The sequence below is a fragment of the Bordetella sp. 15P40C-2 genome (assembly GCF_009763235.1).
Classification (GTDB): Bacteria; Pseudomonadota; Gammaproteobacteria; order Burkholderiales; family Burkholderiaceae_B; genus Bordetella_A.
This window is the reverse complement of the sequence record NZ_WSJA01000014.1, coordinates 148273-174413: the sequence shown is the minus strand read 5'-3', so window position 1 is coordinate 174413 and position 26141 is coordinate 148273. Positions and strand designations below refer to the sequence as shown.

24 protein-coding genes are annotated in these 26141 nt (G+C 61.2%); 15 read left to right on the top strand and 9 right to left on the bottom strand.

What is annotated here, in order from left to right; translation table 11 throughout:
* Positions 1–218 precede the first annotated feature (218 nt).
* The 4 genes from tig (at position 219) to lon (ending at position 6297) form a co-directional block, all read left to right on the top strand.
* Positions 219–1529, top strand: coding sequence for a trigger factor (tig, locus tag GOQ25_RS06370; protein ID WP_160349621.1), 1311 nt, complete (start codon positions 219–221; stop codon positions 1527–1529).
* A gap of 2 nt (positions 1530–1531) precedes the next feature.
* A complete protein-coding gene (gene clpP, locus GOQ25_RS06365; RefSeq protein WP_160349620.1) occupies positions 1532–2185 on the top strand; it encodes an ATP-dependent Clp endopeptidase proteolytic subunit ClpP in 654 nt (217 codons plus the stop codon).
* Between the two features lie 99 nt (positions 2186–2284).
* Positions 2285–3583 carry an ATP-dependent Clp protease ATP-binding subunit ClpX gene (clpX, locus tag GOQ25_RS06360; RefSeq protein ID WP_160349619.1) on the top strand — a complete coding sequence of 433 codons (1299 nt, stop codon included), beginning with the start codon at positions 2285–2287 and terminating at the stop codon, positions 3581–3583.
* A gap of 251 nt (positions 3584–3834) precedes the next feature.
* Complete coding sequence (gene lon, locus GOQ25_RS06355) at positions 3835–6297, top strand: endopeptidase La (protein ID WP_160349618.1); 2463 nt, start codon at positions 3835–3837, stop codon at positions 6295–6297.
* A 275-nt stretch (positions 6298–6572) separates the two neighbouring features.
* On the opposite strand, the gene lexA is transcribed toward lon, so the two are convergent.
* Together lexA and GOQ25_RS06345 are read right to left on the bottom strand one after the other, a co-directional pair.
* Positions 6573–7265 carry a transcriptional repressor LexA gene (lexA, locus tag GOQ25_RS06350; RefSeq protein ID WP_160349617.1) on the bottom strand — a complete coding sequence of 231 codons (693 nt, stop codon included), beginning with the start codon at positions 7263–7265 and terminating at the stop codon, positions 6573–6575.
* 385 nt (positions 7266–7650) lie between these two features.
* Positions 7651–8853 (bottom strand): amino acid aminotransferase, encoded by a 1203-nt coding sequence (locus tag GOQ25_RS06345; RefSeq protein ID WP_160349616.1) that lies wholly within the window; start codon positions 8851–8853, stop codon positions 7651–7653.
* A 78-nt stretch (positions 8854–8931) separates the two neighbouring features.
* Here GOQ25_RS06345 and uvrB point away from each other — a divergent pair, with 78 nt between their 5' ends.
* The 11 genes from uvrB (at position 8932) to GOQ25_RS06290 (ending at position 18577) form a co-directional block, all read left to right on the top strand.
* Positions 8932–10953, top strand: coding sequence for an excinuclease ABC subunit UvrB (gene uvrB, locus GOQ25_RS06340; protein WP_160349615.1), 2022 nt, complete (start codon positions 8932–8934; stop codon positions 10951–10953).
* 268 nt (positions 10954–11221) lie between these two features.
* Positions 11222–11713, top strand: a complete 492-nt coding sequence (locus GOQ25_RS06335; protein ID WP_160349614.1) for a low molecular weight protein-tyrosine-phosphatase — start codon at positions 11222–11224, stop codon at positions 11711–11713.
* A gap of 235 nt (positions 11714–11948) precedes the next feature.
* Positions 11949–12485: a Fe-S cluster assembly transcriptional regulator IscR gene (gene iscR / locus GOQ25_RS06330; protein WP_160349613.1), complete on the top strand. Its 537-nt coding sequence runs from the start codon at positions 11949–11951 to the stop codon at positions 12483–12485.
* Positions 12486–12500: 15 nt separating this feature from the next.
* A complete protein-coding gene (locus GOQ25_RS06325) occupies positions 12501–13712 on the top strand; it encodes an IscS subfamily cysteine desulfurase (RefSeq protein WP_160349612.1) in 1212 nt (403 codons plus the stop codon).
* A gap of 30 nt (positions 13713–13742) precedes the next feature.
* Positions 13743–14168 carry a Fe-S cluster assembly scaffold IscU gene (iscU, locus tag GOQ25_RS06320; protein ID WP_160349611.1) on the top strand — a complete coding sequence of 142 codons (426 nt, stop codon included), beginning with the start codon at positions 13743–13745 and terminating at the stop codon, positions 14166–14168.
* 2 nt (positions 14169–14170) lie between these two features.
* Positions 14171–14494, top strand: coding sequence for an iron-sulfur cluster assembly protein IscA (gene iscA, locus GOQ25_RS06315; protein WP_160349610.1), 324 nt, complete (start codon positions 14171–14173; stop codon positions 14492–14494).
* Positions 14495–14496: 2 nt separating this feature from the next.
* Positions 14497–15006, top strand: coding sequence for a Fe-S protein assembly co-chaperone HscB (gene hscB, locus GOQ25_RS06310; protein ID WP_160349609.1), 510 nt, complete (start codon positions 14497–14499; stop codon positions 15004–15006).
* Between the two features lie 64 nt (positions 15007–15070).
* Positions 15071–16990, top strand: a complete 1920-nt coding sequence (hscA, locus tag GOQ25_RS06305; protein WP_160349608.1) for a Fe-S protein assembly chaperone HscA — start codon at positions 15071–15073, stop codon at positions 16988–16990.
* A 3-nt stretch (positions 16991–16993) separates the two neighbouring features.
* The gene (gene fdx, locus GOQ25_RS06300) at positions 16994–17335 is read left to right on the top strand and encodes an ISC system 2Fe-2S type ferredoxin (RefSeq protein ID WP_160349607.1); all 342 of its coding nucleotides are present in this window, start codon (positions 16994–16996) and stop codon (positions 17333–17335) included.
* The gene (gene iscX / locus GOQ25_RS06295) at positions 17335–17529 is read left to right on the top strand and encodes a Fe-S cluster assembly protein IscX (protein WP_160349606.1); all 195 of its coding nucleotides are present in this window, start codon (positions 17335–17337) and stop codon (positions 17527–17529) included. Before fdx ends, iscX begins: the two co-directional genes overlap by 1 nt.
* A gap of 157 nt (positions 17530–17686) precedes the next feature.
* On the top strand, positions 17687–18577 hold the full coding sequence (locus GOQ25_RS06290; RefSeq protein WP_160349605.1) for a methylglyoxal synthase: 891 nt from the start codon (positions 17687–17689) through the stop codon (positions 18575–18577).
* Positions 18578–18680: 103 nt separating this feature from the next.
* Here GOQ25_RS06290 and GOQ25_RS06285 read toward each other — a convergent pair whose 3' ends face one another.
* The 7 genes from GOQ25_RS06285 to GOQ25_RS06255 form a co-directional block, all read right to left on the bottom strand.
* Positions 18681–19655: a tripartite tricarboxylate transporter substrate binding protein gene (locus tag GOQ25_RS06285; RefSeq protein WP_160349604.1), complete on the bottom strand. Its 975-nt coding sequence runs from the start codon at positions 19653–19655 to the stop codon at positions 18681–18683.
* Between the two features lie 43 nt (positions 19656–19698).
* Positions 19699–20016 (bottom strand): hypothetical protein, encoded by a 318-nt coding sequence (locus GOQ25_RS06280; protein ID WP_160349603.1) that lies wholly within the window; start codon positions 20014–20016, stop codon positions 19699–19701.
* A 17-nt stretch (positions 20017–20033) separates the two neighbouring features.
* Positions 20034–21557: a lysine--tRNA ligase gene (gene lysS, locus GOQ25_RS06275; RefSeq protein WP_160349602.1), complete on the bottom strand. Its 1524-nt coding sequence runs from the start codon at positions 21555–21557 to the stop codon at positions 20034–20036.
* A gap of 6 nt (positions 21558–21563) precedes the next feature.
* Positions 21564–22319, bottom strand: a complete 756-nt coding sequence (locus tag GOQ25_RS06270) for an SDR family oxidoreductase (RefSeq protein WP_160349601.1) — start codon at positions 22317–22319, stop codon at positions 21564–21566.
* Positions 22320–22371: 52 nt separating this feature from the next.
* A protein-coding gene (prfB, locus tag GOQ25_RS06265) for a peptide chain release factor 2 (protein ID WP_160349600.1) occupies positions 22372–23476 on the bottom strand; the annotation gives its coding sequence in 2 pieces (ribosomal slippage) (positions 22372–23394 and positions 23396–23476; 1104 coding nt in all).
* Positions 23477–23524: 48 nt separating this feature from the next.
* Entirely contained in the window at positions 23525–25225 is a 1701-nt protein-coding gene (recJ, locus tag GOQ25_RS06260; RefSeq protein ID WP_160349599.1) for a single-stranded-DNA-specific exonuclease RecJ, read from the bottom strand.
* Complete coding sequence (locus tag GOQ25_RS06255; RefSeq protein WP_160349598.1) at positions 25207–26136, bottom strand: hypothetical protein; 930 nt, start codon at positions 26134–26136, stop codon at positions 25207–25209. Before GOQ25_RS06255 ends, recJ begins: the two co-directional genes overlap by 19 nt.
* Between the last annotated feature and the right edge of the window lie 5 nt (positions 26137–26141).

The following is a 26141-nucleotide window of genomic DNA, read 5'->3' as shown; positions in this document are numbered from 1 at the left end:
TCGGGCAGGCGCGTGTGAGCCTCGCCCCTGTTAGCGCAACGCTTTCAGGGGCGTTTGCTCGTTCGAGCACTGCGCCCTTAGCGACTGGACAGGGGCCGAGATAGACGCCGTACGCCGGGCTTAAGCGGACCCTTGGCAGCGGTTTTCGCAGCCTGGTCCAACTTTCCGGTAAAATGCCCGGTTTACCCGTTCGTTCACCCATTTCTTGGATAATTTTGATGCAGCCTGTGGTTGAAACCCTCTCTGGTCTGGAACGCCGCTTGGATCTGTCGGTTTCCGTGGCCGACGTCGAAAAGGAAGTCCAGGCGCAATTGAAGCGCGTCGCCCGTACGGCCAAAGTGCCCGGGTTCCGTCCTGGCAAGGCCCCTCTGGCCATGCTGGAACGTAGCCACGGCCCTGGCATCCGCTACGACGTGATCAATGGCCAAGTCGGCCGTGCGTTTGAACAAGCTATCGAAGCCGCGAAGCTGCGTGTCGCTGGCACTCCTTCTCTGGAGCCCAAGACCGAAGGCGTCGCCGAAGACACGTTAGCCTTTACGGCCACGTTCGAGGTCTATCCTGAAGTCGCCGTGCCGGACCTGTCCGCGCTGGCCGTGACCCGCTACGAGACCCCGGTCACCGACGCCGAAGTCGACCAGACCCTCGACGTGCTGCGCAAACAGCGCGCTACGTACGAAGCCCGTGAAGACCGCGCCGCTGCCAGCGGCGACCGTGTCACGCTCGACTTCGCCGGCACTATCGACGGCGTGCCCTTCGAAGGCGGCAAAGCCGAAGGCTTCTCGTTCGTGCTCGGCCAAGGCCGCATGTTGCCTGAGTTCGAAACGGCCGCGACCGGCCTGAAGGCTGGCGAGACCAAGGTCTTCCCGCTCAGCTTCCCCGAAGACTACCAAGGCCAGGAAGTCGCTGGTAAAACCGCTGAATTCACGATCACCGTGAAGGAAGTCGCCGAAGGCGTGTTGCCCGAAGTCGACGGCGAGTTCGCCAAAGCCCTCGGCCAAGCCGAAGGCGATGTCGAAAAGCTGAAGGCCGACATCCGCGCCAACATCGAGCGCGAAGTCAAAGCCCGTTCGCAAGGCCGCACCAAGGCCAGCGTCATGGACGCCCTGGTCGAAGCCGCCAAGTTCGACGTGCCCAAGGCCCTGGTCGACAGCGACGTGGAAAGCCGCGTTCAAGCTGCCCGCGAAGAGCTCAAGCAGCGTGGCATCCCGAACGCCGAGTCGGTGCCCATCCCGGCCGAAGCTTTCAGCACCGAATCGGAACGCCGCGTGCGTCTGGGCCTGTTGGTTGCCGAGCTGGTCAAGCAAGCTCAATTGCAAGCCAAGCCCGAGCAAGTCCGCGCTCGCATCGAGGAATTCGCGCAGAACTACGAGCAACCGGCTCAGGTTGTCAGCTATTACCTGTCCGACCGTCAGCGCCGCGCTGAAATCGAAGCAATCGTGCTCGAAGACAACGTCGTGCAACACGTGCTCGAACAAGCCAAGGTTACCGAAGAGCAAGTGCCCTTTGATCAGTTGATGGGGATGGCGTAAGTATGCAGAGGTTTACCGATTTCTATGCAGCAATGTACGGCGGGTCTTCGGTCACGCCGACCGGCCTGGGTTATATCCCCATGGTCATCGAGCAGTCTGGTCGCGGAGAGCGTGCCTATGACATCTATTCGCGCCTGCTGCGCGAGCGTCTGATCTTCCTGGTTGGCCCGGTCAATGACAACACGGCCAATCTGATCGTGGCGCAGTTGCTGTTCCTGGAATCGGAAAACCCCGATAAGGACATCTCGCTATACATCAACTCGCCTGGCGGGTCGGTGTATGCCGGGATGGCCATTTACGACACCATGCAGTTCATCAAGCCCGATGTTTCGACATTGTGCACGGGCTTGGCGGCCAGCATGGGCGCATTCTTGCTGGCGGCTGGCAAGAAGGGCAAACGTTTCACGCTGCCTAACTCGCGCATCATGATTCACCAGCCGTCCGGCGGTGCCCAGGGTCAGGCTTCGGATATTCAGATCCAGGCTCGCGAAATCCTGGACCTGCGCGAGCGTTTGAACCGCATTCTGGCCGACAATACCGGACAGCCGGTAGAGAGAATCGCCGTCGACACCGAGCGCGACAACTTCATGTCGGCTGAAGATGCGGTATCGTATGGGTTGGTGGACAAGGTTCTCGCATCCCGCTCCGAGGGCTAAGCTCGCGGTAAAACCCGGAGCAGTGCGGTGACGTCCAAGTAAGCGTTGAATACGCCGGCCCTGTGGCTGGCGCATTCTCACCAGAGATACGAAACACATATGCCTGATAAAAAGGGACCGGCCGACGCCAAGGTGCTGCACTGCTCGTTCTGCAATAAGAGCCAGCACGAAGTCCGCAAGCTGATCGCGGGGCCATCCGTGTTCATTTGCGACGAGTGTATCGACCTTTGCAATGACATTATCCGCGAGGAGGCTCAGGCCACCGCGCGCGCGGCCATTCGATCTGAGCTGCCTACGCCGGCTGAGATCAAGACTTTCCTGGATCAGTACGTTGTTGGTCAGACGCTGCCCAAGCGCATGCTGGCCGTAGCGGTATATAACCACTACAAGCGTATTCGCCACGGCGAAATCAAGGGCGACGAAGTCGAGCTGTCCAAGAGCAACATCATGCTCATCGGGCCCACCGGCTCGGGCAAGACCTTGCTGGCGCAGACGCTGGCTCGCATGCTGAACGTCCCGTTCGTCATGGCAGATGCCACCACGCTTACCGAAGCCGGTTACGTGGGCGAGGACGTCGAAAACATCATTCAAAAGTTGCTGCAAAACTGCAACTACGAGGTAGACAAGGCACAGCGCGCCATTATCTACATCGACGAGATCGACAAGATCTCCCGTAAGTCCGACAACCCCTCGATCACCCGTGATGTATCGGGTGAGGGCGTGCAACAGGCGCTGCTCAAGCTTATCGAAGGCACCGTGGCTTCCGTGCCTCCGCAGGGCGGACGCAAGCACCCGAACCAGGATTTTGTCCAAGTCGACACCACCAACATCCTGTTCATCGTGGGCGGTGCGTTCGACGGCCTGGAAAAGGTGATCCGTGATCGTACGGAAAAATCCGGCATCGGTTTCTCGGCTTCGGTCAAAGCCAAGTCCGAACGCGGCGTGGGCGAACTGTTTAGCGAAGTCGAGCCCGAGGACCTGATCAAGTTCGGCTTGATCCCCGAGCTGGTTGGTCGGCTGCCCGTGGTGGCCACGCTGGACGAGCTGGACGAAGCCGCGCTGGTTCAGATCTTGACCGAGCCCAAGAACTCGCTCATCAAGCAATTCCAGAAGCTCTTCGCGATGGAAGGCGCTGAACTCGATGTACGGCCCGGCGCGCTCAAGGCGATTGCTCGTAAGGCGCTCAAGCGCAAGACCGGTGCGCGTGGTCTGCGCTCGATTATCGAGGGTGCTTTGCTCGATACGATGTACGACCTGCCGTCACAAGGCAACGTCAATCGTGTCGTGCTTGACGAAAACGCCATCGAAGGCGACGGCAAGCCGCTATTGATTTACGCTGAAGAGGGCGAATCGTCCGATAAATCGGATCAATCGCAGGTTCGCGGTGCGGCGGCTTAACACGGCTGACATACTAGCAACAGCGAGTAAACGGAACGGCGCGCGCCGAGCGCGCGCCACTGTGACGCAGCCGGCCGCTGAGTAGGCAAATGACCCGTTTTGTAACGGGTTTTTTTGTGTTTTGCTGCCCCTCTGCACGACGATAGCTTGAATTTTCGGCTATTGTTCCCATATGAGACGTGATGACGAGGATAGCTGGGTTTGCCTGGCGTCCGCTTTTCACTACGCCGAGTCAAATCAAGGAATCCGATATGTCTGCCAGCCAGACCCTGCCTTCTGAACCCATCGATCTGCCGCTGCTGCCGTTGCGCGACGTGGTGGTGTTCCCGCACATGGTTATTCCGCTGTTTGTCGGGCGTCCTCGCTCGATCAAAGCGCTGGAAGTCGCCATGGAGTCGGGCAAGAGCATCATGCTGGTCGCGCAGAAATCCGCCGGCAAGGACGATCCGACTCCCGAAGACGTCTACGAAATCGGTTGCGTCGCAAGCATCCTGCAGATGTTGAAACTGCCCGACGGCACCGTCAAAGTTCTGGTCGAAGGCACGCAGCGCGCGCGTATCGATACGATCGATGACGCCGAAACCCATTTTGTTTGCCGTGTTACACCGGTAGAACTCGACGTCACTCAAAGCTCTGAAACCGAAGCCTTGCGCCGCGCGATCGTCGCGCAGTTCGAGCAGTACGTCAAACTGAACAAAAAGATTCCGCCCGAGATTCTCACTTCGCTGGCGGGCATTGACGACGCGGGCCGTCTGGCCGACACCATCGCCGCGCATTTGCCGCTCAAACTCGAGCAAAAGCAAAGCATGCTCGAGGTGCTGGCCACGTCCGAGCGCCTGGAAGGCCTGCTGACCCAGCTCGAAACGGAAATCGACATCCTCCAGGTCGAAAAACGCATTCGCGGCCGGGTCAAAAAGCAGATGGAGAAGTCGCAGCGCGACTACTACCTGAACGAACAGGTCAAGGCCATCCAGAAAGAGCTGGGCGAGGGCGAGGAAGGCGCCGACATCGAAGAGCTCGAAAAGAAAATCATCGCGGCGCATATGCCGAAGGATGCGCGCAAGAAGGCTGACGCCGAGCTGAAAAAGCTCAAGCTGATGTCGCCCATGTCGGCCGAAGCGACGGTTGTGCGCAACTATATCGACACGCTCATCGGCCTGCCTTGGAAAAAGAAAAGCAAGATCAACAACTCGATCGGCAACGCCGAGAAAGTGTTGGACGACGATCACTACGGTCTTGAAAAGGTCAAAGAACGCATCGTCGAATACCTGGCCGTGCAACAGCGCGTCGACAAGGTCAAGGCACCGATCCTGTGTCTGGTTGGCCCTCCGGGCGTGGGTAAAACTTCGCTGGGTCAGTCCATCGCGCGTGCGACCAACCGCAAGTTCGTGCGGATGGCGCTCGGCGGTGTGCGCGACGAGGCAGAGATTCGCGGCCACCGTCGCACTTATATCGGCTCGATGCCCGGAAAGATCTTGCAGAACATGAGCAAAGTCGGGGTGCGCAATCCCTTATTCTTGCTCGACGAGATCGACAAACTTGGCATGGACTTCCGTGGTGATCCCGCGTCCGCGCTCCTCGAGGTGCTCGACCCCGAGCAAAATCACACGTTCCAGGATCACTACATCGAAGTCGATTTCGATTTGTCTGATGTGATGTTCGTGGCGACCAGCAACACGCTGAATATTCCGCCCGCGCTGCTGGACCGTATGGAAGTCATCCGTCTGTCGGGTTACACCGAGGAAGAGAAAATCCATATCGCACGCGATCACTTGCTGCCGAAGCTCATGAAGAACAACGGCGTCAAGGAAAGCGAATTGGTCGTGGATGACTCGGCATTGCGCGACATCGTTCGCTACTACACCCGTGAAGCCGGTGTGCGGGCCCTCGAGCGCGAAGTGGGCAAGATCTGCCGTAAAGTCGTCAAGGAACTGCTGGCTCAAGCCGACGAAGCCAAGGCGTCTGGCAAGGCAGCATCGGCGCCGGTCACCCCCGTGCACGTGGATGCGGACAACCTCAGCAAATATCTGGGCGTTCGCCGCTATTCGTTCGGTATGGCCGAGAAGGAAAACCAGATCGGACAGGTGACAGGACTGGCCTGGACTGAAGTGGGCGGCGATTTGCTCACCATCGAAGTCGCGGACATGCCTGGCAAGGGCGCTATTCAGCGTACCGGCTCGCTGGGCGACGTGATGAAGGAATCGGTTGAGGCAGCGCGCACCGTCGTGCGATCGCGCGCGCGCCGTCTGGGCTTTGCCGATACCGTCTTTGAAAAGCGTGACATGCACGTCCACGTGCCCGAAGGCGCCACGCCTAAAGACGGTCCGTCGGCCGGTATCGCCATCACCACCGCAATGGTGTCGGCCTTGTCGCGCATTCCTGTACGGGCAGATGTGGCGATGACGGGCGAAATCACGCTGCGCGGGGAAGTCCTCGCGATTGGCGGGCTCAAGGAGAAACTCCTGGCTGCTCACCGTGGTGGCATCAAAACCGTGCTGATCCCCGAGGAAAACGTCAAAGACTTGGCGGAGATCCCGGACAACGTCAAGAACCAGCTGGAAATCATTCCGGTGCGCTGGATCGACAAGGTCCTGGAACTGGCGCTCGAGCGCATGCCCGAGCCCCTGGCCGAGGATGAAGTCGTAAAGGAGCCTCTGGCGGCGAAAGCTGCGGAAAGCTCCAGTGCGACGGCTGATCCTGTGATTAAGCACTGATCGCGGCAACCAGCGGGCGTCCGTAAGGGCGCCTGTAAGTAACACTGCTGCACAAAAGCCCGCGGCTGCAGACGTCGATACGACTGCAGCCGCGGGCTTTTGTGTTCGGCGGCAACGGGTCTTCGCTTCGTTATGGCGAGACCAGGCCCTGAATTCCTATGGGGATTTGGGACATTCCTTCGATAGCACAGCAGACTACTTCACGTTGCGCCATGCCTCGCGCTTACAGGTCCAGACACACCGCGCCTGCAGCGTTAGCGCGACAACAATATTTTTCAGTGCAACGCGTGAGTGCGGATCAGGCCGACGGCAATGCCTTCGAGCGCAAATTCTTGCGTGCCATCGACGCGAATCGGCTCAAATTCCGGGTTCTCGGGCAATAATTCGATATGTCCCTGGCGGTGCTGTAGACGCTTGACTGTCACGTCGTCGCCCAGGCGCGCTACGACGATCTGGCCATTGCGTGCCTCGGCAACGCGCTTGACGGCCAGCAGGTCACCTTCCAGGATCCCAGCATCGCGCATACTCATGCCGCGAACCTTGAGCAAATAGTCAGGCGTTTGCGCAAACAACCCCGGATCTACGCCGACTTCACGTTCCACATGCTCGGCGGCCAGGATGGGGCTGCCTGCGGCCACGCGTCCTACCAGGGGCAGCATTAACCGCGTAATCGTTTCCGTCGCCATGCCCACCAACGTGGAGGCAGCAGCGGCCGCTGACGAGCTCTCGCGCGCGGCGGTGGCTGTCTCGACCGATTCGATCAACCGAATGCCCCGCGAGGCGCCTGCCGTCAGCTCGATCGCGCCTTTACGCGCCAGGGCTTTCAGATGGTCCTCGGCGGCGTTGGGCGAACGAAATCCCAATGCGCGCGCGATCTCGGCGCGCGTGGGGGGGAAACCGGTGCGTGCCACCGTCTGCCGGATTAGGGTCAAAATTTCCTGTTGGCGAGCGGTGAGTTTGGTAGCCATGGCAATGATCCGCGTGGACTGTATGAATATACAGTCAGGATTCTGGACGAGACGGCTCGAAAATGCAAGTCGACCGCGTTGCGATGGTGTGGCGCGGGGGGCTCGCTAGCGCGGTGTCGCCTAATTGCCGCCAATAGCGTCGAGTTTCTACCCGGTCGCGCACGGCACTGAATGAACGTGATCCGCCAAAACCGGCCAAAAAAAGCCCCTCCGCTATCTTTGTCCTGAGCTGCACCCCAAAGTTGGACATACATCCGACTTCTTGGGATCGGCGCACCTTGCATTGGGTCGGATTCTCGTACGACCCGTTGCGACAGTTCGTTGGGGAGGGGCTTTCTCGATCGAGGCAACGCTTGCGCGCACCTCGATCTCTGTGACGCAATGCTTACTTGATCACCGCGGCAATGGCTTTCGCCACCGTATCGATGTTACGGCTGTTGAGCGCCGCGACGCAGATACGGCCGCTGCTCACCGCGTAGATACCGTGCTCTTCGCGCAAGGTATCCACCTGCGCTGAGGTCAGACCCGAGTACGAGAACATGCCGCGCTGTTGCAGCACGAAGCTAAAGTCTTGCGTCGCACCGGCGGCCTTGATCTTTTCGACCAGCTGCTGACGCATCAGACGAATACGATCGCGCATGCCAGCGAGCTCTTCTTCCCAAAGGGTGTACAGCTCGGGCGTGTTCAGCACCGACGAAACTACCGTGCCGCCGTGGGTGGGCGGGTTCGAGTAGTTCGTACGGATGACGCGCTTGAGTTGGCTCAGGACGCGCTTGGCTTCGTCTTGGTTGCCCGCGACGACCGTCAGGGCGCCGACGCGCTCGCCATACAGCGAGAACGACTTCGAGAACGACGAGCTGACCAGCATCGTCAAACCGAGATCGGCAAACATACGGACCACGGCGGCGTCTTCTTGCAGACCGGCGCCAAAGCCTTGGTAGGCGATGTCCAGGAACGGCACCAGATTGCGTGCCTTCACGACCTGAGCGATCTGTTCCCACTGCTCGATCGTGGGGTCCACGCCGGTCGGGTTATGGCAGCAAGCATGCAGCACGACAATCGTCTGTTCCGGCGCGGCTTGCAGGGAAGCCAGCATGCCTTGGAAGTCCAGACCGTGCGTCGCGGCATCGTAATACGCATAGGTGTCCACCGGGAAGCCGGCGCGCTCGAACAGGGCGCGGTGGTTTTCCCAGCTGGGGTTGCTGATCAGAACCTTGGATTGCGGCAGCAGCTGACGCAGGAAATCGGCGCCGATTTTCAGCGCGCCCGTACCACCCAGTGCCTGGGCGGTCAGCACACGGCCTTCGGCCGCCAGCTTGGAATCCGCGCCCAACAGCAGCGTTTGCGCACCCTTGTTGTAACCAGCGATACCTTCGATGGGGAGATAGCCACGCGCGGCGGCGGCTTCAATACGCGCGATTTCGGCCTTACGGACGGCGTTCAGCAGGGGAATGCGACCGTCGTCATCGTAGTACACGCCCACGCCCAGGTTGACTTTCCCGGGACGCTGATCGGCGTTGTACTGTTCGTTCAGGCCCAGAATGGGGTCGCGCGGCGCAAGTTCGACGGAATCGAAAAGAGAGCTCATGAGGGTTCGCTAAGGAGAGATAGACGCAACAAGCAGTGCTATGGATAATGGGGGGTTTACCCTGAGAGACAGTCTAGCATGACAGCTCCTGGATTCGTCGAATTTCCCGACAGCCCGTTTCACCTCTATCAGCCTTATCCGCCGGCCGGTGACCAGCCGACGGCCATCGAGGCGTTGACCGAAGGCATCCGCGACGGGCTCATGTACCAGACGCTGCTGGGCGTCACCGGTTCGGGCAAGACCTATACGATGGCGAACATCATCGCGCGTCTGGGCCGCCCGGCGCTCGTCTTGGCGCCAAACAAGACGCTCGCCGCGCAGCTGTACGCCGAGATGCGCGAGTTCTTCCCGAAGAACGCCGTCGAGTATTTCGTCTCGTACTACGATTACTACCAGCCCGAGGCCTATGTGCCGACGCGCGATCTGTTCATCGAAAAGGATTCGTCCATCAACGAGCACATCGAGCAGATGCGATTGTCGGCGACCAAGAGCCTGCTGGAACGCCGCGACACCGTGATCGTGGGCACGGTATCGTGCATTTACGGTATCGGTAACCCCGGCGACTATCACGCCATGGTGCTCATTCTGCGCTCGGGTGACCGCATTTCCCGGCGCGAGATTCTGGCGCGCCTGGTGGCCATGCAATACACGCGCAATGATGCGGACTTCACCCGGGGCACTTTCCGTGTACGCGGCGAAACCGTAGACATCTTCCCAGCGGAAAGCCCGGAGCTTGCACTGCGCCTGACGCTGTTCGACGACGAAATTGAAACCCTGGAGCTGTTCGATCCGCTCACGGGCCGTGTGCGCCAGAAAGTGCCGCGTTTCACCGTTTACCCGGGTTCGCATTACGTGACGCCGCGTGACACGGTCCTGCGTGCGATTGAAACCATCAAGGAAGAACTGCGCGAACGCCTGAAGTTCTTTACCTCCGAAGGCAAGCTCGTCGAAGCGCAACGCCTCGAGCAACGCACGCGCTTTGACCTGGAAATGCTGCAGGAGCTAGGCTTTTGCAAAGGGATCGAAAACTATTCCCGCCACCTGTCGGGGGCCGGCCCCGGCGAGCCGCCGCCCACGCTGATTGATTACCTTCCCGCCGATGCGCTGATGTTCATCGACGAGAGTCACGTAACGATAGGGCAGCTTGGCGGCATGTACCGTGGTGACCGCGCCCGCAAGGAAACCCTGGTGCAATACGGCTTTCGCCTGCCTTCCGCCATGGATAACCGGCCGCTCAAGCTCGAGGAATTCGTGGCCCGCATGCGTCAGTGCGTCTTCGTTTCTGCGACGCCTTCGGCCTATGAGCAAGAGCATGCGGACAACGTCGTCGAACAGGTCGTGCGTCCCACCGGTCTGGTCGATCCGATCGTCGAAGTGCGCCCGGCACGTACCCAGGTCGATGATCTGTTGGGCCAGATCAAACTGCGCGTGGCCAAGCAGGAAAGGGTGCTTGTGACCACGCTGACCAAGCGCATGGCCGAGGATCTGACGGACTACCTGACCGAGCACGGTATCCGCGTACGCTATCTGCACTCCGACATTGACACCGTCGAACGGGTCGAAATCCTCCGTGACCTGCGCCTGGGGACTTTTGATGTGCTCGTCGGCATCAACCTCTTGCGGGAAGGCTTGGACATTCCTGAGGTGTCCTTGGTGGCGATCCTCGATGCGGATAAAGAAGGCTTCCTGCGTTCCGAACGGAGTTTGATCCAAACGATCGGACGCGCGGCGCGGAATCTGAATGGCTATGCCATTTTGTACGCCGATCAGATCACGGCTTCGATGCGCAAGGCCATGGACGAAACCGAGCGCCGACGCGAGAAGCAGTTGAAGTTCAATGCCGATCACGGTATCACCGCGCGGGGCGTGAACAAGGCCGTGCGGGAACTGATCGACGGCATTGTGGCCCCGGCCCGCGAGGAAGCGTTGGAGACACCCGTTAACACCGAAATCTTGACGGACGAGAAAGCGATGGCCAAGGAGATCCGTAGGCTCGAGAAGCTCATGATGGATCACGCCCGGAATCTGGAGTTCGAACAGGCGGCGGCCGCGCGCGATGCGTTGACGGCCCTCAAGCAGCGCCTGATATTAGGCGGATGATGCAAGGGCGGCCGGCGGTGGTCTTCAGGGGCCCTGTACGGGGCCCGAGTGGGCGCCGCAGCGAAAACTAAATGTCGTTGTTGCGCCGCAAAAGCGTTTAATGGCGGTTACTGTCCGGTCGCCGTTACAAACCTGATTTCTACGCCGAAAACGCGCTGTAAGTGCCTGAAGTATCGGCACAAAATGAGAGTTCTGGCGGCCCGTTTCCTGGGCTGCGCCACAGAAAAAACTCTTGCCATATTCCGGGTTTTCCCTCAGACTTACACCCATGATGACCAAGGTACTTTTCGTTTGCATGGGTAATATCTGCCGCTCACCCAGCGCAGAGGGCGTTTTTCGCCATATGGTGAACGATGCCGGTTTGGGCGACGTGGTCCACGTGGACTCCGCAGCTACGCACGCCTATCACATTGGCGAGGCTCCTGACGCCCGAGCTCAGGCGGCTGCACGTAAGCGTGGCTACGACATTTCGCACTGCCAAGCGCGCCAGGTGACCGCCGAGGATTTCCGCGATTTCGATCTCATTCTGGCGATGGACTGGGACAATCTGTCCGCGTTGCAACAGCAATGCCCTAAAGTCTATCAGCACAAGCTGATGCTGTTGATGCGCTTTGCCAATGAGTTCGAAGAGGCTACCGTTCCTGACCCCTATTATGGCGGATTGGACGGTTTTGGCAAGGTCCTCGACTACCTGGAAGACTCCTGTCAAGGTGTGCTCGAGTTGGTTCGCAAGCGGGCTACGCAATATCAGGCAGCCTGATCATCATCATCGCCGGCCATGGCCGGCTTTCCATACCGCGCTCAGGCGCGGTTTTTTGTGAGTGGGCGGCGCGCAACGCGCTGAACGGCGAGGGGTCTCGCTCCCACGCCTCCGGTGTTATTCCAGGCAACAAGAAGACCTAGCGATTTAGTCAGGAATTTGCTATACTTGACCTAATCACTCAGGTATTGGCCGCCCGGCTTTGGGCGCCAGCACGTTTCCACAGGAATGCACCATGCGGCTCACAACTAAGGGGCGCTTCGCGGTTACCGCGATGATCGACCTGGCCATGCGGCAGCACAGCGGTCCGGTAACGCTCGCGGCGATCAGTCAGCGCCAGAATATTTCGCTCTCGTATCTCGAGCAGCTCTTCGGCAAACTGCGCCGTCATGAGTTGGTCGATAGCGTACGCGGCCCCGGCGGCGGCTACTCGCTCGCCCGTCTGGCGCGCAACGTTACGGTCGCCGACATCATTTTCGCAGTCGATGAGCCGCTGGATGCGACCAGCTGTGGGGGCAAGCGCGACTGTACCAGCGGGCGAGACGGCAAGTCGGGCAAGTGCATGACGCACGAGCTCTGGACCACGCTGAACCGCAAGATGGTCGACTACCTGGATTCCGTTTCCCTGCAAGATCTGGTCGATCAGCAACGGCTGCGCCAATTGCAGGAGGCCTCCAAGGCGGCCCAAGGCTGCTCCACTGTCAGAGTGGAGCGCGGGGCAGGCGACGCCGTGGCCACCCCCTCTGTCGCCGCCGCCGGCGCCACCCTATAAGCAGGAGCATCATTCATGACTACTCGTCCCATTTATCTCGATTACTCCGCTACCACGCCTGTCGATCCTCGCGTGGTGGAAAAGATGGTGCCTTGGTTGTATGACAATTTCGGCAACCCGGCCTCGCGTAGCCACGCGTTCGGTTGGGACGCGGAAGAGGCCGTCGAAAACGCGCGTAACGAAGTGGCCAAGCTGGTGAACGCGGATCCGCGCGAAATCATCTGGACCTCGGGCGCGACCGAATCTGACAACCTGGCATTGAAGGGCGCGGCGAACTTTTACGCCGAGCGTGGCAAGCACATCATCACGGTCAAGACCGAACACAAGGCGGTACTGGATACCTGTCGTGAACTCGAGCGTCAGGGCTTTGAGGTGACTTACCTTGACGTTCGTGACGACGGTTTGCTGGATCTGGATGTGTTCAAGGCCGCGCTGCGCCCCGACACGATTCTGGTTTCGGTGATGATGGTCAATAACGAAATCGGCGTGATCCAGGATATCGAAACGATCGGCGAGATCTGCCGTGAAAAGGGCATCATTTTTCACGTCGACGCGGCCCAAGCCACTGGCAAGGTCGCGATCGACCTGCAAAAGCTGAAAGTCGATCTGATGTCGTTCTCGGCTCACAAGACGTATGGTCCGAAGGGCATTGGTGCTTTGTACGTACGCCGCAAGCCGCGCGTGCGTATCGAAGCGCAAATGCACGGCGGCGGTCACGAGCGGGGTTTCCGTTCGGGCACGCTGGCTACGCATCAGATCGTCGGTATGGGCGAGGCTTTCCGATTGGCGCGCGAAGAGATGGGCACCGAGAACGAACGCGTGCGCATGCTGCGCGATCGCCTGTGGGCTGGTCTGTCGCAGATCGAGGAAACCTATCTGAACGGCAGCATGGAACACCGCGTGCCGCATAACCTCAACGTGAGCTTTAACTACGTCGAAGGCGAATCGTTGATCATGGCGATCAAAGAGCTGGCGGTGTCCAGCGGATCGGCATGTACCTCGGCCAGCCTGGAGCCGTCTTATGTGTTGCGCGCGCTGGGTCGTAATGACGAACTCGCGCACAGCTCGATCCGCTTTACGCTGGGTCGCTTTACGACGGAACAGGAAGTCGATTTCACGATCGAATTGATCAAGAGCCGCGTGGGTAAATTGCGCGACATGTCGCCGCTGTGGGAGATGGCCCAAGAAGGCATCGACCTCAACAGCGTGCAATGGGCTGCTCACTGAGCGCCACGACAAAGATACGGGAGAAACATCATGGCATACAGCGATAAAGTTCTGGACCACTACGAAAACCCCCGCAACGTGGGTGCGTTCGAGAAGGGCGACACCTCGGTGGGTACCGGTATGGTGGGCGCGCCGGCCTGTGGCGACGTAATGAAGTTGCAGATCAAGGTCAACGAGTCGGGCATTATCGAAGACGCGCGCTTTAAGACCTACGGCTGCGGTTCGGCCATCGCGTCGAGCTCGCTCGTGACGGAATGGGTCAAGGGCAAGTCGTTGGACGAGGCGCTGAGCATTCGTAATACCCAGATCGCCGAAGAGCTGGCCTTGCCGCCGGTGAAGATTCACTGTTCCATCCTGGCCGAAGACGCGATCAAGGCGGCGGTCGAGGATTACAAGAACAAGCATGCCGTTGCTTCCGCCAAGGATGACGCGGCTGCTGTTGCGACAGCGGGGTGAATATGGCGGTGACCTTGACTCAAAAGGCCGCCTCGCACATAGAACGCTATTTGCAGAAGCGCGGCAAGGGTGTGGGCTTGCGCCTGGGCGTGCGCACCACGGGGTGCTCGGGCATGGCGTATAAGCTCGAGTACGTGGATGAGCCGGCGTCGGAAGACATGGTCTTCGAGAGCTTTGGAGTAAAGGTCTTCGTCGATCCCAAGAGCTTTGCGTACCTGGAAGGCACGGAGCTCGACTACGCTCGCGAGGGCTTGAACGAAGGCTTCAAGTTCCGTAACCCTAACGAAAAGGCGACCTGCGGCTGCGGCGAGTCGTTCACGGTGTAACGTTGGCGGCGGACGATCACTTCAGCTTATTTGGTTTGCCGGCGCGATTCGCCATGGATGCCCAGGCACTCGAAAGTGCTTGGCGCACCGTGGCGGCGCAGGTGCATCCGGACCGTTTTGCCACGGCCAGCGCGGCTGAGCGGCGCGTGGCCATGCAATGGGCCGCGCGGGCGAATGAAGCCTATCGTCTGTTGCGCGATCCGTTATCGCGCGCGCGTTACTTGTGCGAGCAGCACGGCGTTGATCTGCAAACGGAAAGCAATACGTCCATGGATGTGTCGTTTCTGATGCAGCAGATGCAGTGGCGCGAGATGTTGGACGATGCGCGTGATGATGCGCAGGCGCAGGCCGTGTTGAAGGGCGAGCTTGACGAGGCGCGCGCGCAGATGCGCGAGACGCTGACCCGTTTGCTGGACGAGCAACAGGACTACGCCACCGCTGGCGGCAAAGTGCGCGAATGGATGTTCATCGAGAAAATCGCGCAGGAACTTGACGCCGTTTCCTCTCAATAGCGGTTTGCCAGGCGGCGCCGCGACGCCCGCGCCGCGGGTGCGTTAACCGATTCAAAGCATATACATGGCCTTATTGCAGATTTCCGAGCCTGGCGAATCGCCGGCCCCTCACCAACGCAAACTGGCGGTAGGTATCGATCTGGGAACCACCAATTCCCTGGTCGCGGCGGTGCGTAGCAGCACGGCCGAAGTGTTGCGTGATGAGGAGGGGGCTGTGTTGCTGCCCTCCGCCGTGCGTTATTTTGCGGATGGCGGGGTCGCGATCGGCCGCGAGGCGCTGGCGCAGCAGGCGGCTGATCCGCTCAATACGATTGTGTCGGTCAAGCGGTTCATGGGGCGTTCGCTCGATGAGGCGCGAGCCAGTGGCGCGCCTTATGAATTCGTGGATGCTCCTGGCATGGTGCGGTTGCGCACGGTGCAAGGCGAGCTGAGCCCGGTTGAAGTTTCCGCGCAGGTGTTGGCAAAGTTACGCCAGCGCGCGGAAGACGTGTTGGGCGATGATTTGGTGGGCGCCGTGATTACGGTGCCGGCTTATTTCGACGATGCGCAACGGCAGGCGACGCGCGATGCGGCGCGTCTGGCGGGTTTGAATGTACTGCGTCTGCTCAACGAGCCGACGGCGGCCGCGATCGCCTATGGCTTGGATCAAGCTGCCGAGGGCACTTATGCCGTGTACGACCTCGGTGGTGGCACGTTTGACGTGTCGATCCTGCGTCTGACCAAGGGCGTGTTCGAAGTGGTATCCACCGGCGGCGATACGGAGCTGGGTGGGGACGACTTTGATTGGGCCATTGGCGAATTTGCCGTGGCGTCGTTGTCCGGCGAAGCCGCCGATGCGGAGGCTGCCGACGCGCCTGCACCAGGCCGTGCCGGCGCGCTGGGAGCATTGGCCCCCTCTGATCGCCGCGCCGTGTTGGTTGCGGCCCGCGCGGCGCGCGAGGCGTTGTCAGATGCCGGCAGTGCATCGCTTCAAGTCTCACTGCAAGATGGCCGTGAGCTCAACGTGACGGTCACCCGTGGTGCGTTTGAAACGCTGGCCGAGCCCTTGGTGCTCCGCACCCTGGATCGCGCTCGCGCGGCGTTGCGCGATGCCGGCTTGAAGGTTGCCGACGTCAAAGGTGTCGTCATGGTGGGTGGCGCGACGCGTATGCCGGTGATTCGGCGTGCGGTGGCGGAATTCTTCGGTACCGAGCCGCTGGTGGATCTGAATCCTGATGAAGTCGTGGCATTGGGTGCCGCGCTGCAGGCGAACCTGCTGGCGGGTAATCGCATGCCGGGTGAAGACTGGCTGCTGCTCGATGTGACGCCGCTGTCGCTGGGCCTGGAAACGATGGGCGGGCTGGTTGAACGCATCATTCCACGCAACAGCACCATTCCGGTCGCGCGTGCGCAGGAGTTCACCACGTTCAAGGATGGCCAGGGCGCGATGAGCGTGCATGTGGTCCAGGGCGAGCGGGATTTGGTGTCTGACTGCCGGTCGCTGGCCCGATTTGAATTGCGTGGTATTCCGCCCATGGTGGCGGGCGCGGCGCGTATCCGCGTCACGTTCCAAGTGGATGCCGATGGGCTGCTGAGCGTGACTGCGCGCGAGCAGAGTACCGGTGTAGAAGCTTCGGTGTCGGTCAAGCCCTCCTATGGCTTGTCGGACGATGAAATTACCCGCATGTTGTCCGATAGCGTGGCGCAGGCCGATAGCGATGCCCGTGCCCGTATGCTGCGCGAGCAACAGGTGGAAGCGCGCCAGCTCGTGGAATCCGTACAGGCCGCGCTGGCGGCGGACGGGGATTTGTTAGACGAGACCGAACGGGCGCTGGTGGATGAACGTCTGGCGGCAGCCGCCGCGGCGCAGGATGCCGACGACGTCGACGTGGTGCGCGCGGCGGTGCAAGCGCTGTCGGACGCGACTGAAGACTTTGCCGCGCGCCGTATGGACCGCGGGATCCGCGCCGCCCTGGCCGGCCGTAAACTAGACGAAATCGCCTGAGTTATGCCTAAACTTACTGTATTACCTCACCCGGAACTGTGCCCCGAGGGTGCCGTCATCGAGGACGCACCGCAGGGCAAGTCGATCTGCCGTGTCCTGCTCGATCACGACATCGAGATCGAGCACGCGTGCGAGCTGTCCTGCGCCTGCACGACGTGTCACGTTATCGTGCGCGAGGGCTTTTCTTCGTTGGAGGATGCGTCCGATAACGAAGAGGATATGCTGGATAAGGCCTGGGGCCTGAGCTCTACATCGCGGTTATCCTGTCAGGCCATGATTGCGGATAAGGACTTGACCGTCGAGATCCCCAAGTACACGATCAATCACGCGAAAGAGGCACATTGATGAAGTGGGTCGACACATACGAAATCGCGGCGGCGCTGGTGGATGCGCATCCGGACGTGGATCCGAAGACCGTGCGCTTCACGCAGCTACGTGAGTGGGTCATGGCCTTGCCTGATTTTGATGATGAGCCCGGACGCAGCGGCGAGAAGATTCTGGAAGCCATTCAAATGGCGTGGATCGAAGAGGCCGAATGAGTCGCTTTGGGTCGGCAATGATGGGTTGAAGCCTCTCGCGCAGTTTTCGCGTGGGCCATCAACGAATAACCCCGGGTATCGGATGCGTTCCGAACCGGGGTTTTGTGTTTCTGGCGGTATATGATTCAGGTTCGATTAGCTGAATGATTTGACCCTTATGACTGCGCCTGCTTTGCGATTTGGCCTGGCGGCCAACCGACTTCATCATGAAACGCCGGATGCGGCGCTGTTCACGTGGTTGCGCGCCTCCGGCGCCTCGATCCGCGAGATGGGGATCGAGCTGCATACGGTGGGACGCACCCATGACGCGATTATTCGGGAAGGCATGCTGCAAGGCTATAAAGGCTTGGTCCGGTATCCGTATGGGCGTGAGGGCGGATTGATGAAGCTCGTGGCGCGTGTGACGGAGGGTCGTGACGGACAAGCGCCGTTTGATGGCGCGATCTATCTGATTGACCCCGTGGACCCGTCTTCGATTTTCCCGGAAGCGTTGGCGTTGAAGCGCCAGTGCATCACGCATGGACGGCCGTTTATTTCGACGCTGGCGGGCGCGATTGAATGGATCGAGGTGGAGCGTGTGTTGGCGGGATTGGCACCCGATCCGGCGTTGTCGCGTTACTTCAATTTTGAAGGCCAAACGCTGGCCATGATCGCTCACGATGCGCTCAAAGACGAAATGGTGGCGTTTGCGGACGAGCATTTCGATCTGCTGTCGCAGTATGCGCGACGTGTCGCGACGGGCACGACCGGTGGGCGTTTGAACGAGCTGGCCTGGTCGAAGGGCTGGCCTAAGGATACGCCCTGGGTGACGCGTTATCTGAGCGGGCCGCTTGGCGGCGATGCGCAGATCGCCGAACTGGTGTTGGAATATCAGTGCCAGCGCGTGATCTTCTTCGAGGATCCGCATGTCGCGCGTCAACATGAAGCAGATATTCAATTGCTGGAACGCGCGGTGCGCGTCGTGACCGCGCATGCGACGTGCGCAACGTCGCCCTCGGTGGCGCGCCGGTGGGCCGAGGCGGTGCGTAAGCGTCAAGCGATGAAGTAGGGTTAGGCGGCGAGTATCGTCTAGCGACGGTGCAGCGTCTTGCGATGAGGTGACGTCTTTGCATGCTCGACGCAACGAGCATGCAAAGAACCTGGTCAGATCCTCATTCGACTTTTAGCTTGGCCTGTTTGACCAGATCGCCGAACTGACGGACTTCGCGTTCGATACGCTGTTGCAGCGCTTCGGGCGTGCTGGGATCGGGTTCGATGCCTTGGTTCAGTAGCTGTTGTTGAACAGCGGGATCGTTCACGACCGCGACCATTTCACGATTCAAGCGTTCCACGACCTCGGGCGGGGTGCCAGCGGGCGCGACCAAGCCCATCCAGGTGCCGACATCAAAGCCTTCCAGGCCGCTTTGCTGTAACGTCGGCACGTTGGGTAAAGCCGTGGAGCGTCGAGCCGTGGTGGTGGCCAGCGCGCGCGTTTTGCCGCTCTTGATATGGGGCAGCGCCGATGGGACGGTGTCGAACATCACCTGTACTTGATCCGACAGTAAGCCCGTGACGGCCGGAGCGCTGCCGCTATAGGGAATGTGCGTGAGCTGTGCGCCAGTGCGTTGCTTGAACATTTCCCCGATCAGATGGTGCGCCGTGCCCGGGCCCGCGGAGCCGTAGTTATAGCGGCCAGGATCAATCTTGGTATGCGCGACGAGTTGGTCGATGTCTTCAACGGGCAGTGTGCTGTTGACGACCACGAGGTTCGGGACCATGGCCACGGTGCCGATGGGTGCGAAGCTCCTGTCGATGCGGTAGTTGAGCGTGGGCAGCACGGCCTGCGCGATGGTGTGGTGCGCGGAGGCGGCCAACAATGTGTAGCCATCGGGGTTGGAGCGGGCCACGTTGTCGGCGCCCACCGTGGCAGCCGCGCCGGGCTTGTTCTCGATGACGACGGTTTGGCCGAGGCGTTCGGACAAGCGCGGGCCAATCATGCGAAACAGCACATCGGTCGATCCGCCAGGCGGGAAGGGGACTACGATCTTAATGGGGCGATCGGGAAAGGTGCTGGTCTGTGCAACAGCCGGCGCCGTGACGCAAACGGATGACAAACTAAGGGCGAGAATGCCCAACAACGGCTTCATTGAGGTGTCTCCTCTGGAGGGATGCGTTTTGCAATTCGAATTTTTAGCGCGGCCGCTTAATCCAGGCCGTGATACCGCAAATGAGCGCCAAGATACCGAGTACGCCGGCGATACGCAATAGTCCATTGCCGCTAAGCACCTCGCCGCTACCGGAGATGGCGCTGGTCGCGCCGCCCAGCCAAAGCATCAGGCAGAAGAGAGCGAGAATGATGAAGAGCAGCGCGGCGCTGCTGAGCAAGCTGAACACCAGCCGCCCGCGGCGAGCGGGTACGGCTGGGGCTTGAGGGATGCGTCGCTTAGGTAGAACGACGTAGAGGATGAGACCGATGAAGGCCGCGATGATCAGTATTTTGACGAGCATGGCGGCCGGGCCCTCGGTTAGTCTTCGCGTCGCAGGTGCGGAAAGAGCAGCACATCACGGATCGTGGGGCTGTCGGTCAACAACATGATGAGACGGTCGATGCCGATGCCGCAGCCGCCGGTCGGAGGCATGCCGTACTCGAGCGCGCGGATGTAGTCGGCGTCGTAGTACATGGCTTCTTCGTCGCCGGCGTCCTTGGCTTCGACTTGGGCGCGGAAACGGTCGGCCTGGTCTTCGGGGTCGTTCAGCTCGGAGAAGCCGTTGGCGATTTCACGGCCTGTCATGAACAGCTCGAAACGCTCGGTGATGCCCGGGCGCGTGTCCGAGGCGCGGGCCAGGGGGGACACTTCGACGGGGTAGTCGATGATGTAAGTCGGATTCCACAACAGCGCTTCGGCGGTTTCCTCGAAGAGCGCCAGTTGCAGTGCGCCCAGACCGGCGCGTGAGAGCGTGGGGCCATTCACATCGGCGCCCAGGCGTTTGAGTTCTCCGCGCACGAAGTCGGCGTCGTCCAGTTGCGCCTGGGTGTACTGCGGGGCGTATTTGAGGATCGCTTCGCAGATGGTCAGACGGTCGAACGGCTTGGACAGATCGAGTTCGCGTTCTTGATAGGTGAGCACGGCGCTGCCAGTGGCGGCGATGGCGGCTTCGCGGATCACGCGTTCGGTGAAGTCCATGAGCCAGCGGTAGTCCACGTAGGCCGCGTAGAACTCCATCATCGTGAATTCGGGATTGTGACGCGGGCTCACGCCTTCGTTACGGAAGTTCCGGTTGATCTCGAAGACGCGCTCGAAGCCGCCGACGATCAGGCGCTTCAGATAGAGCTCGGGGGCAATGCGCAGGTACATTTGCATGTCCAGCGCATTGTGGTGCGTGACGAAAGGCTTGGCCGCCGCGCCGCCCGGGATGGGATGCAGCATGGGCGTTTCGACTTCGAGGAAGCCGGAATCCAGCATGACCTGACGAATGCTGCCGATGGCCTTGCTGCGCGCCTCGAAGGTGCGGCGCGTCGCCTCGGTCATGATGAGATCGACATAGCGCTGGCGATAGCGCAGTTCCTGGTCGGCCACGCCGTGGAATTTATCGGGCAGCGGGCGCAGGGATTTGGACAAGAGGCGCGCGGCGGTGGCGTGAATCGACAGCTCGCCCTTGTTCGTTTTAAAGACCGAGCCTTCGATGGCGATGATGTCGCCGATGTCCCATTGCTTGAAGGCGGCGTAGACGTCTTCGCCCAGCGTGCCGCGTTCCAGGTAGATCTGGATGCGGCCGGTGCTGTCTTGCACGGTGGCGAAGCTGGCCTTGCCCATGACGCGCTTGAGCATCATGCGGCCGGCGACCTTGACCTGGATGCCGGCGTCCACCAGGGCCTGTTGCTCCTGGTCGTCGTAGCGGGCGTGCAGGTCGGCGGCGCGTGCGTCGGGCACGAAGTCGTTGGGGTAGGCCACCCCGGCTTCGCGCAGTTTGGCTAGTTTGCCGCGCCGCTCGGCGATCAAGCGGTTTTCATCTTGGGCGGACGGGGCGGCGGGCGTGTGGTCGGTCATGGTGAATCAGTTGTAATTTCGAATGTCGTCGATTTCGGTGTTGCCGAAATCGTCACGGTCTAGGTAGGCCAGGATACGGGCGGCGACGTCAGCGGGCGCGGCCAGTTTGCCAGTGGCGTGGTATTCCTGAAATTTGGCGAGCGCCGGGAAGTTCTCCGGGTCGCTGGCGCGGATCGTTTCCTGCATCCCGGTATCGACGATGCCGGGGGCCAGGGAGACGGTGCGCACGCCACTGTTGCCTTGTTCGAGCTTCAGCACACGGGTGTACATATCGAGCGCGGCCTTGGTGGCGCAATAGACGCCCCAGCCGGCGTTCGGGTTGCGGCCCGCGCCGGAAGAGATATTTAGCACCCGGCGATCCGCGGGCAGGTCTTGCACCGCCGCGACGAAACGCGCGGTCAGGAGGATGACGGCCGATACGTTGAGCGTGAAGGCGGCGTTGATGGCGGCGCCATCGGTAAGCTTTGCGGCGGAGGCGACAGGTTCGACGGTGCCGGCGTTGTTGATCAGCAGATAGCGTTTCGCATCACGAGGCAGACTGGCGCACACGCGTTCGGCGACTTCGCCTGCGGCTTGCAGATCGGACAGGTCGACCTCGATCTGTTCGAGTTCCACGCCGTGCTGCGCGGCCAGCGATTGCAATTCTGCATCGGGGCGGCGCGCTAAAGTGATAAGGCGCGTGCCTTTGCGCAGCAGGCCGCGAGCCAGACCCGCGCCCAGGCCGCGCGACGCGCCCGTGAGGATTGCAATGGTATCGGTCATGCGCTGGTCTCCTGATGGGTGGGACGTCCGCGATCGCAGACGCCCAGCTAGATCACACGCCTTGTTTCAGACTGGCCTGGATGAAGGGATCGAGGTCGCCATCCAGCACTTTCTGGGTGTTGGAGATTTCCACGTTGGTACGCAGGTCCTTGATACGGCTCTGGTCGAGCACGTAGGAACGGATCTGGTGGCCCCAACCCACATCGGTTTTGGAGTCTTCGAGTTTCTGCTGTTCGGCCATGCGGTTACGCATTTCCAGCTCGTAGAGCTTGGATTTGAGCATCTGCATGGCTTCGGCGCGGTTGCGGTGCTGCGAACGGTCGTTCTGGCACTGCACCACGATACCGGTCGGCATGTGTGTCAAACGCACGGCCGAGTCGGTCTTGTTAATGTGCTGGCCACCCGCGCCGCTGGCACGGTAGGTGTCCACACGCAGATCGGCCGGGTTGACCTCGACTTCGAACGAATCGTCGACCTCGGGGTAGACGAACACGCTGGCAAACGAGGTGTGACGGCCACCGGACGAATCGAACGGGCTCTTGCGCACGAGGCGGTGCACGCCGGTTTCGGTGCGCAGGAAACCAAAGGCGTATTCGCCTTCGATTTTGATCGTGGCGGATTTGATACCGGCGACTTCGCCCTCGGATTCTTCGAGGACTTCGGCCTTGAAGCCTTTGCGTTCGGCGTATTTCAGATACTGACGCAGCAGCATCGAGGCCCAGTCCTGGGCTTCGGTGCCGCCGGCACCGGCCTGAATATCCAGGAAGCAGTTCAGCGGATCGGCGGGATTCGAGAACATGCGGCGGAATTCGAGCCCCTCGAGCTTTTCCTGGAATCCGTCGGCGTCCTTTTCGATGGACTGCAGCGTGGCGTCATCATCGTCGGCCGCGGCGAGCTCGAAAAGCTCCAGCGCGTCAGCGACGCCGCTGTGCAAGGCGCTCAGCGTTTCGACGACGTCTTCGAGGGATTTTTTCTCACGGCCCAGATCCTGGGCGTGCTTGGGATCGTTCCAGACGGCGGGGTCTTCGAGTTCTGCGTTGACGACCTGCAGGCGTTCGGCCTTCAGATCGTAGTCAAAGATACCCCCGTAGCGCCAACTCGCGCTCGGCGTAGTCGGCGAGGCGGGCGGCGAGCTGGTTCTGACGTTCGGCTTCCATGGTGCTTCCTGATAGCGATTAGTGCGAAACCCCGCATTTTACCGTGGTTTACTCGGCATGCTCGACGACGAGTTGGGCGGAGACCATGCCGTTCCAGACGTTGGGTTCCAGGCGGTAGGCGACATTGACGCGTTCGGGTACGGACTGATCGTGGCCGAACCAAATGGCGTCGAAACGTTGGTGGCCGCGTTCGAGCGAGAGCTTCAGGTGTTTTTCGCCGACGAGCCGCTGATTACGAACGGTGAACTCGTCCAGGAACAACGGCGCCGCAAAGCCCGCGCCCCAGACTTGCTGTTGCAGCAATGTCGCGACCTCGGCATTGGCATAGCCGGTTTCGAGCGAGCCGTCGGTTTCCAGAAGCGGCTCGAACTGGCTGCGGCCGGTCAGCTCCTGCACGGCCGCATCGAAGGCGGGGACGAAGGTCGGGAAATCCTGGCGTCCGAGGGTGAGTCCGGCCGCCATGGCGTGGCCGCCGAATTTGCGGATCAGGCCGGGGTGGCGCTTGGAGACCAGATCCAGCACGTCCCGCAAATGCACGTCGGGGATGGAACGGCCCGAGCCACGGATTTCGTCGTCGTCGGCGGGAGCGAAGGCGAGCGTCGGGCGCCAGAATTTTTCTTTCAGGCGTGAGGCGACGAGGCCCACCACGCCCTGGTGCCAGCCGGGGTCGAAGACGCAGACGGATGCGCCCGGGGCGGCGCCCGCGCTTTCCATGGCGGCCAGGGCCTGTTCCCGCATTTCGGCTTCAATGCCGCGGCGTTCGCGGTTGATCTGGTCGAGCTGGCGGGCCATGTCCAGGGCCTCGGCTTCGTCGTCGGTGGTCAGACAGGCGATGCCCAGGCTCATGTCCGCCAGACGCCCGGCGGCGTTGATGCGCGGGCCCAGCGCGAAGCCCAGGTCGAAGCCGCTGGCGTTGCGCGGTTCGCGGCTGGCCACGGCGAATAGCGCGCGTATGCCTGGCTGCATGCGGCCGGCGCGCATGCGCTGCAAGCCTTGCGTGACGAGCAGCCGGTTGTTGTTGTCCAGTTTGACGACGTCGGCCACGGTACCCAGGGCGACCAGATCAGATAGCGCGTCCAGGCGAGGTCCGCCATCCGGTGGATACACGCCACGGCGACGAAGTTCCGCGCGTACTGCGAGCATGACGTAGAAAATCACACCCACACCAGCGAGGTTCTTTGAGGGGAACCCGCAGCCGGGCTGATTCGGATTGACCAGTGCGAGCGCATCGGGGAGGCGGTCGCCGGGTAAGTGGTGATCTGTGACCACGACGCCGATGCCTGCTGCGTTGGCGGCGGCGACGCCGTCGACGCTGGCGATACCGTTGTCGACGGTGATGATGAGATCGGGCTTGCCGTTACGATGGGCGCAAGCGAGATCGACCACGGCCGGCGACAAGCCGTACCCAGTCTCGAAACGGTTGGGTACGAGAAAGTCGACATTGGCGCCAAAGGCACGCAACGCCCGCAGGCCGACCGCGCAAGCGGTTGCGCCGTCGCAATCGTAGTCCGCGACGATGAGCAGCTTTTTGCCCGCTCCGATGGCGTCGGCCAGGATACGCGCGGCATGATCCACATGGGTCAACCCGCTGGGCGGAATGAGCGCGGGCCAAGCCAGGCGCGTCTGGTCAGGATGCGAGACGCCGCGCGCGGCCCACAGTCGGGCCAGCAGCGGGTGGATGCCGGCGGCTTCCAGCGCGAGACGCGCTTCGTGATTGGTCGAGCGGACAGTTAAACGGGGCGAGACCACCAGGTATTCCAATTCTTTTTAGGCGCAGGCAGCCAGGCGAGCAGGCGACTGCGCGGTTGCAAGGTGAGCGTGACGCGCCGGTCGGCGCCAAGCAGAATAAGCTGCTTGGGCTGTCCGGTGATTTCGGCGCGCAGACGTTGGTCCAGGGCGCCGAGCGCATCCAGCCAACTGGCCCAATCTTCGTCGCGATGGGCGGCGGCGAGCTCGGTGTACAGGTGCATGGCGGCGTCGGACGTGGCGGCAGGCCAGGCAGCGGCGCCGCCATAGAGCCAGAGAGTGTTGACCGGCGGTGCGCCACGTAGTGCGCGTGCCTCATTGACGGGATGCTCGTACCACGCCATCTGGATCTCATTGACCAGCCGGCGCCACGGGCGCGTGTCGGCGTCCTGGCTCCACCAGTCACGCAGGGGCTGGCCGGCCACGGCAGCCGGGCTGGCGCTGGCAGGATGCAGGTCCGCGGGCAGAATCAGGCGCCAGCGTTGTGGCGCGATTGGGGTCGCGGTGAAGCCGGCCGCCTCGAAACTCGGCAGTGCCGCGGCAAAGAGCGCATCCGATTCCTCGGCGCGTACGTCCATATGGTCCGGGTGGAGCAGGGCGGCCTGATCCGTACCTAGCGAAAGGTGGGCAAGCTCGGCCAACCAGACTGGTTGCGCATCCGTGACACTCGTACCGGCCAGTAACGGGCCGAGGCCGGCGCCTGGTGGCATTCCAGGCTGGGGTCGAAAGCCTGCTTGTTCCAGTTGCCAAGCTTCGAACGGCGTGCAGCCCAGGGCGCGCAGGTCGAAATTTTCGGCTTGCGCCGTGGCGGCCTGGAACCAGCTCAGCAACACTGGCGCGCGCTCGGGTAGCAGTCGACCCAGCTCGCCGGCGACCGACAAAGGGGGGAGTGCCCCCGGAATCACAATTTGCATGCTGG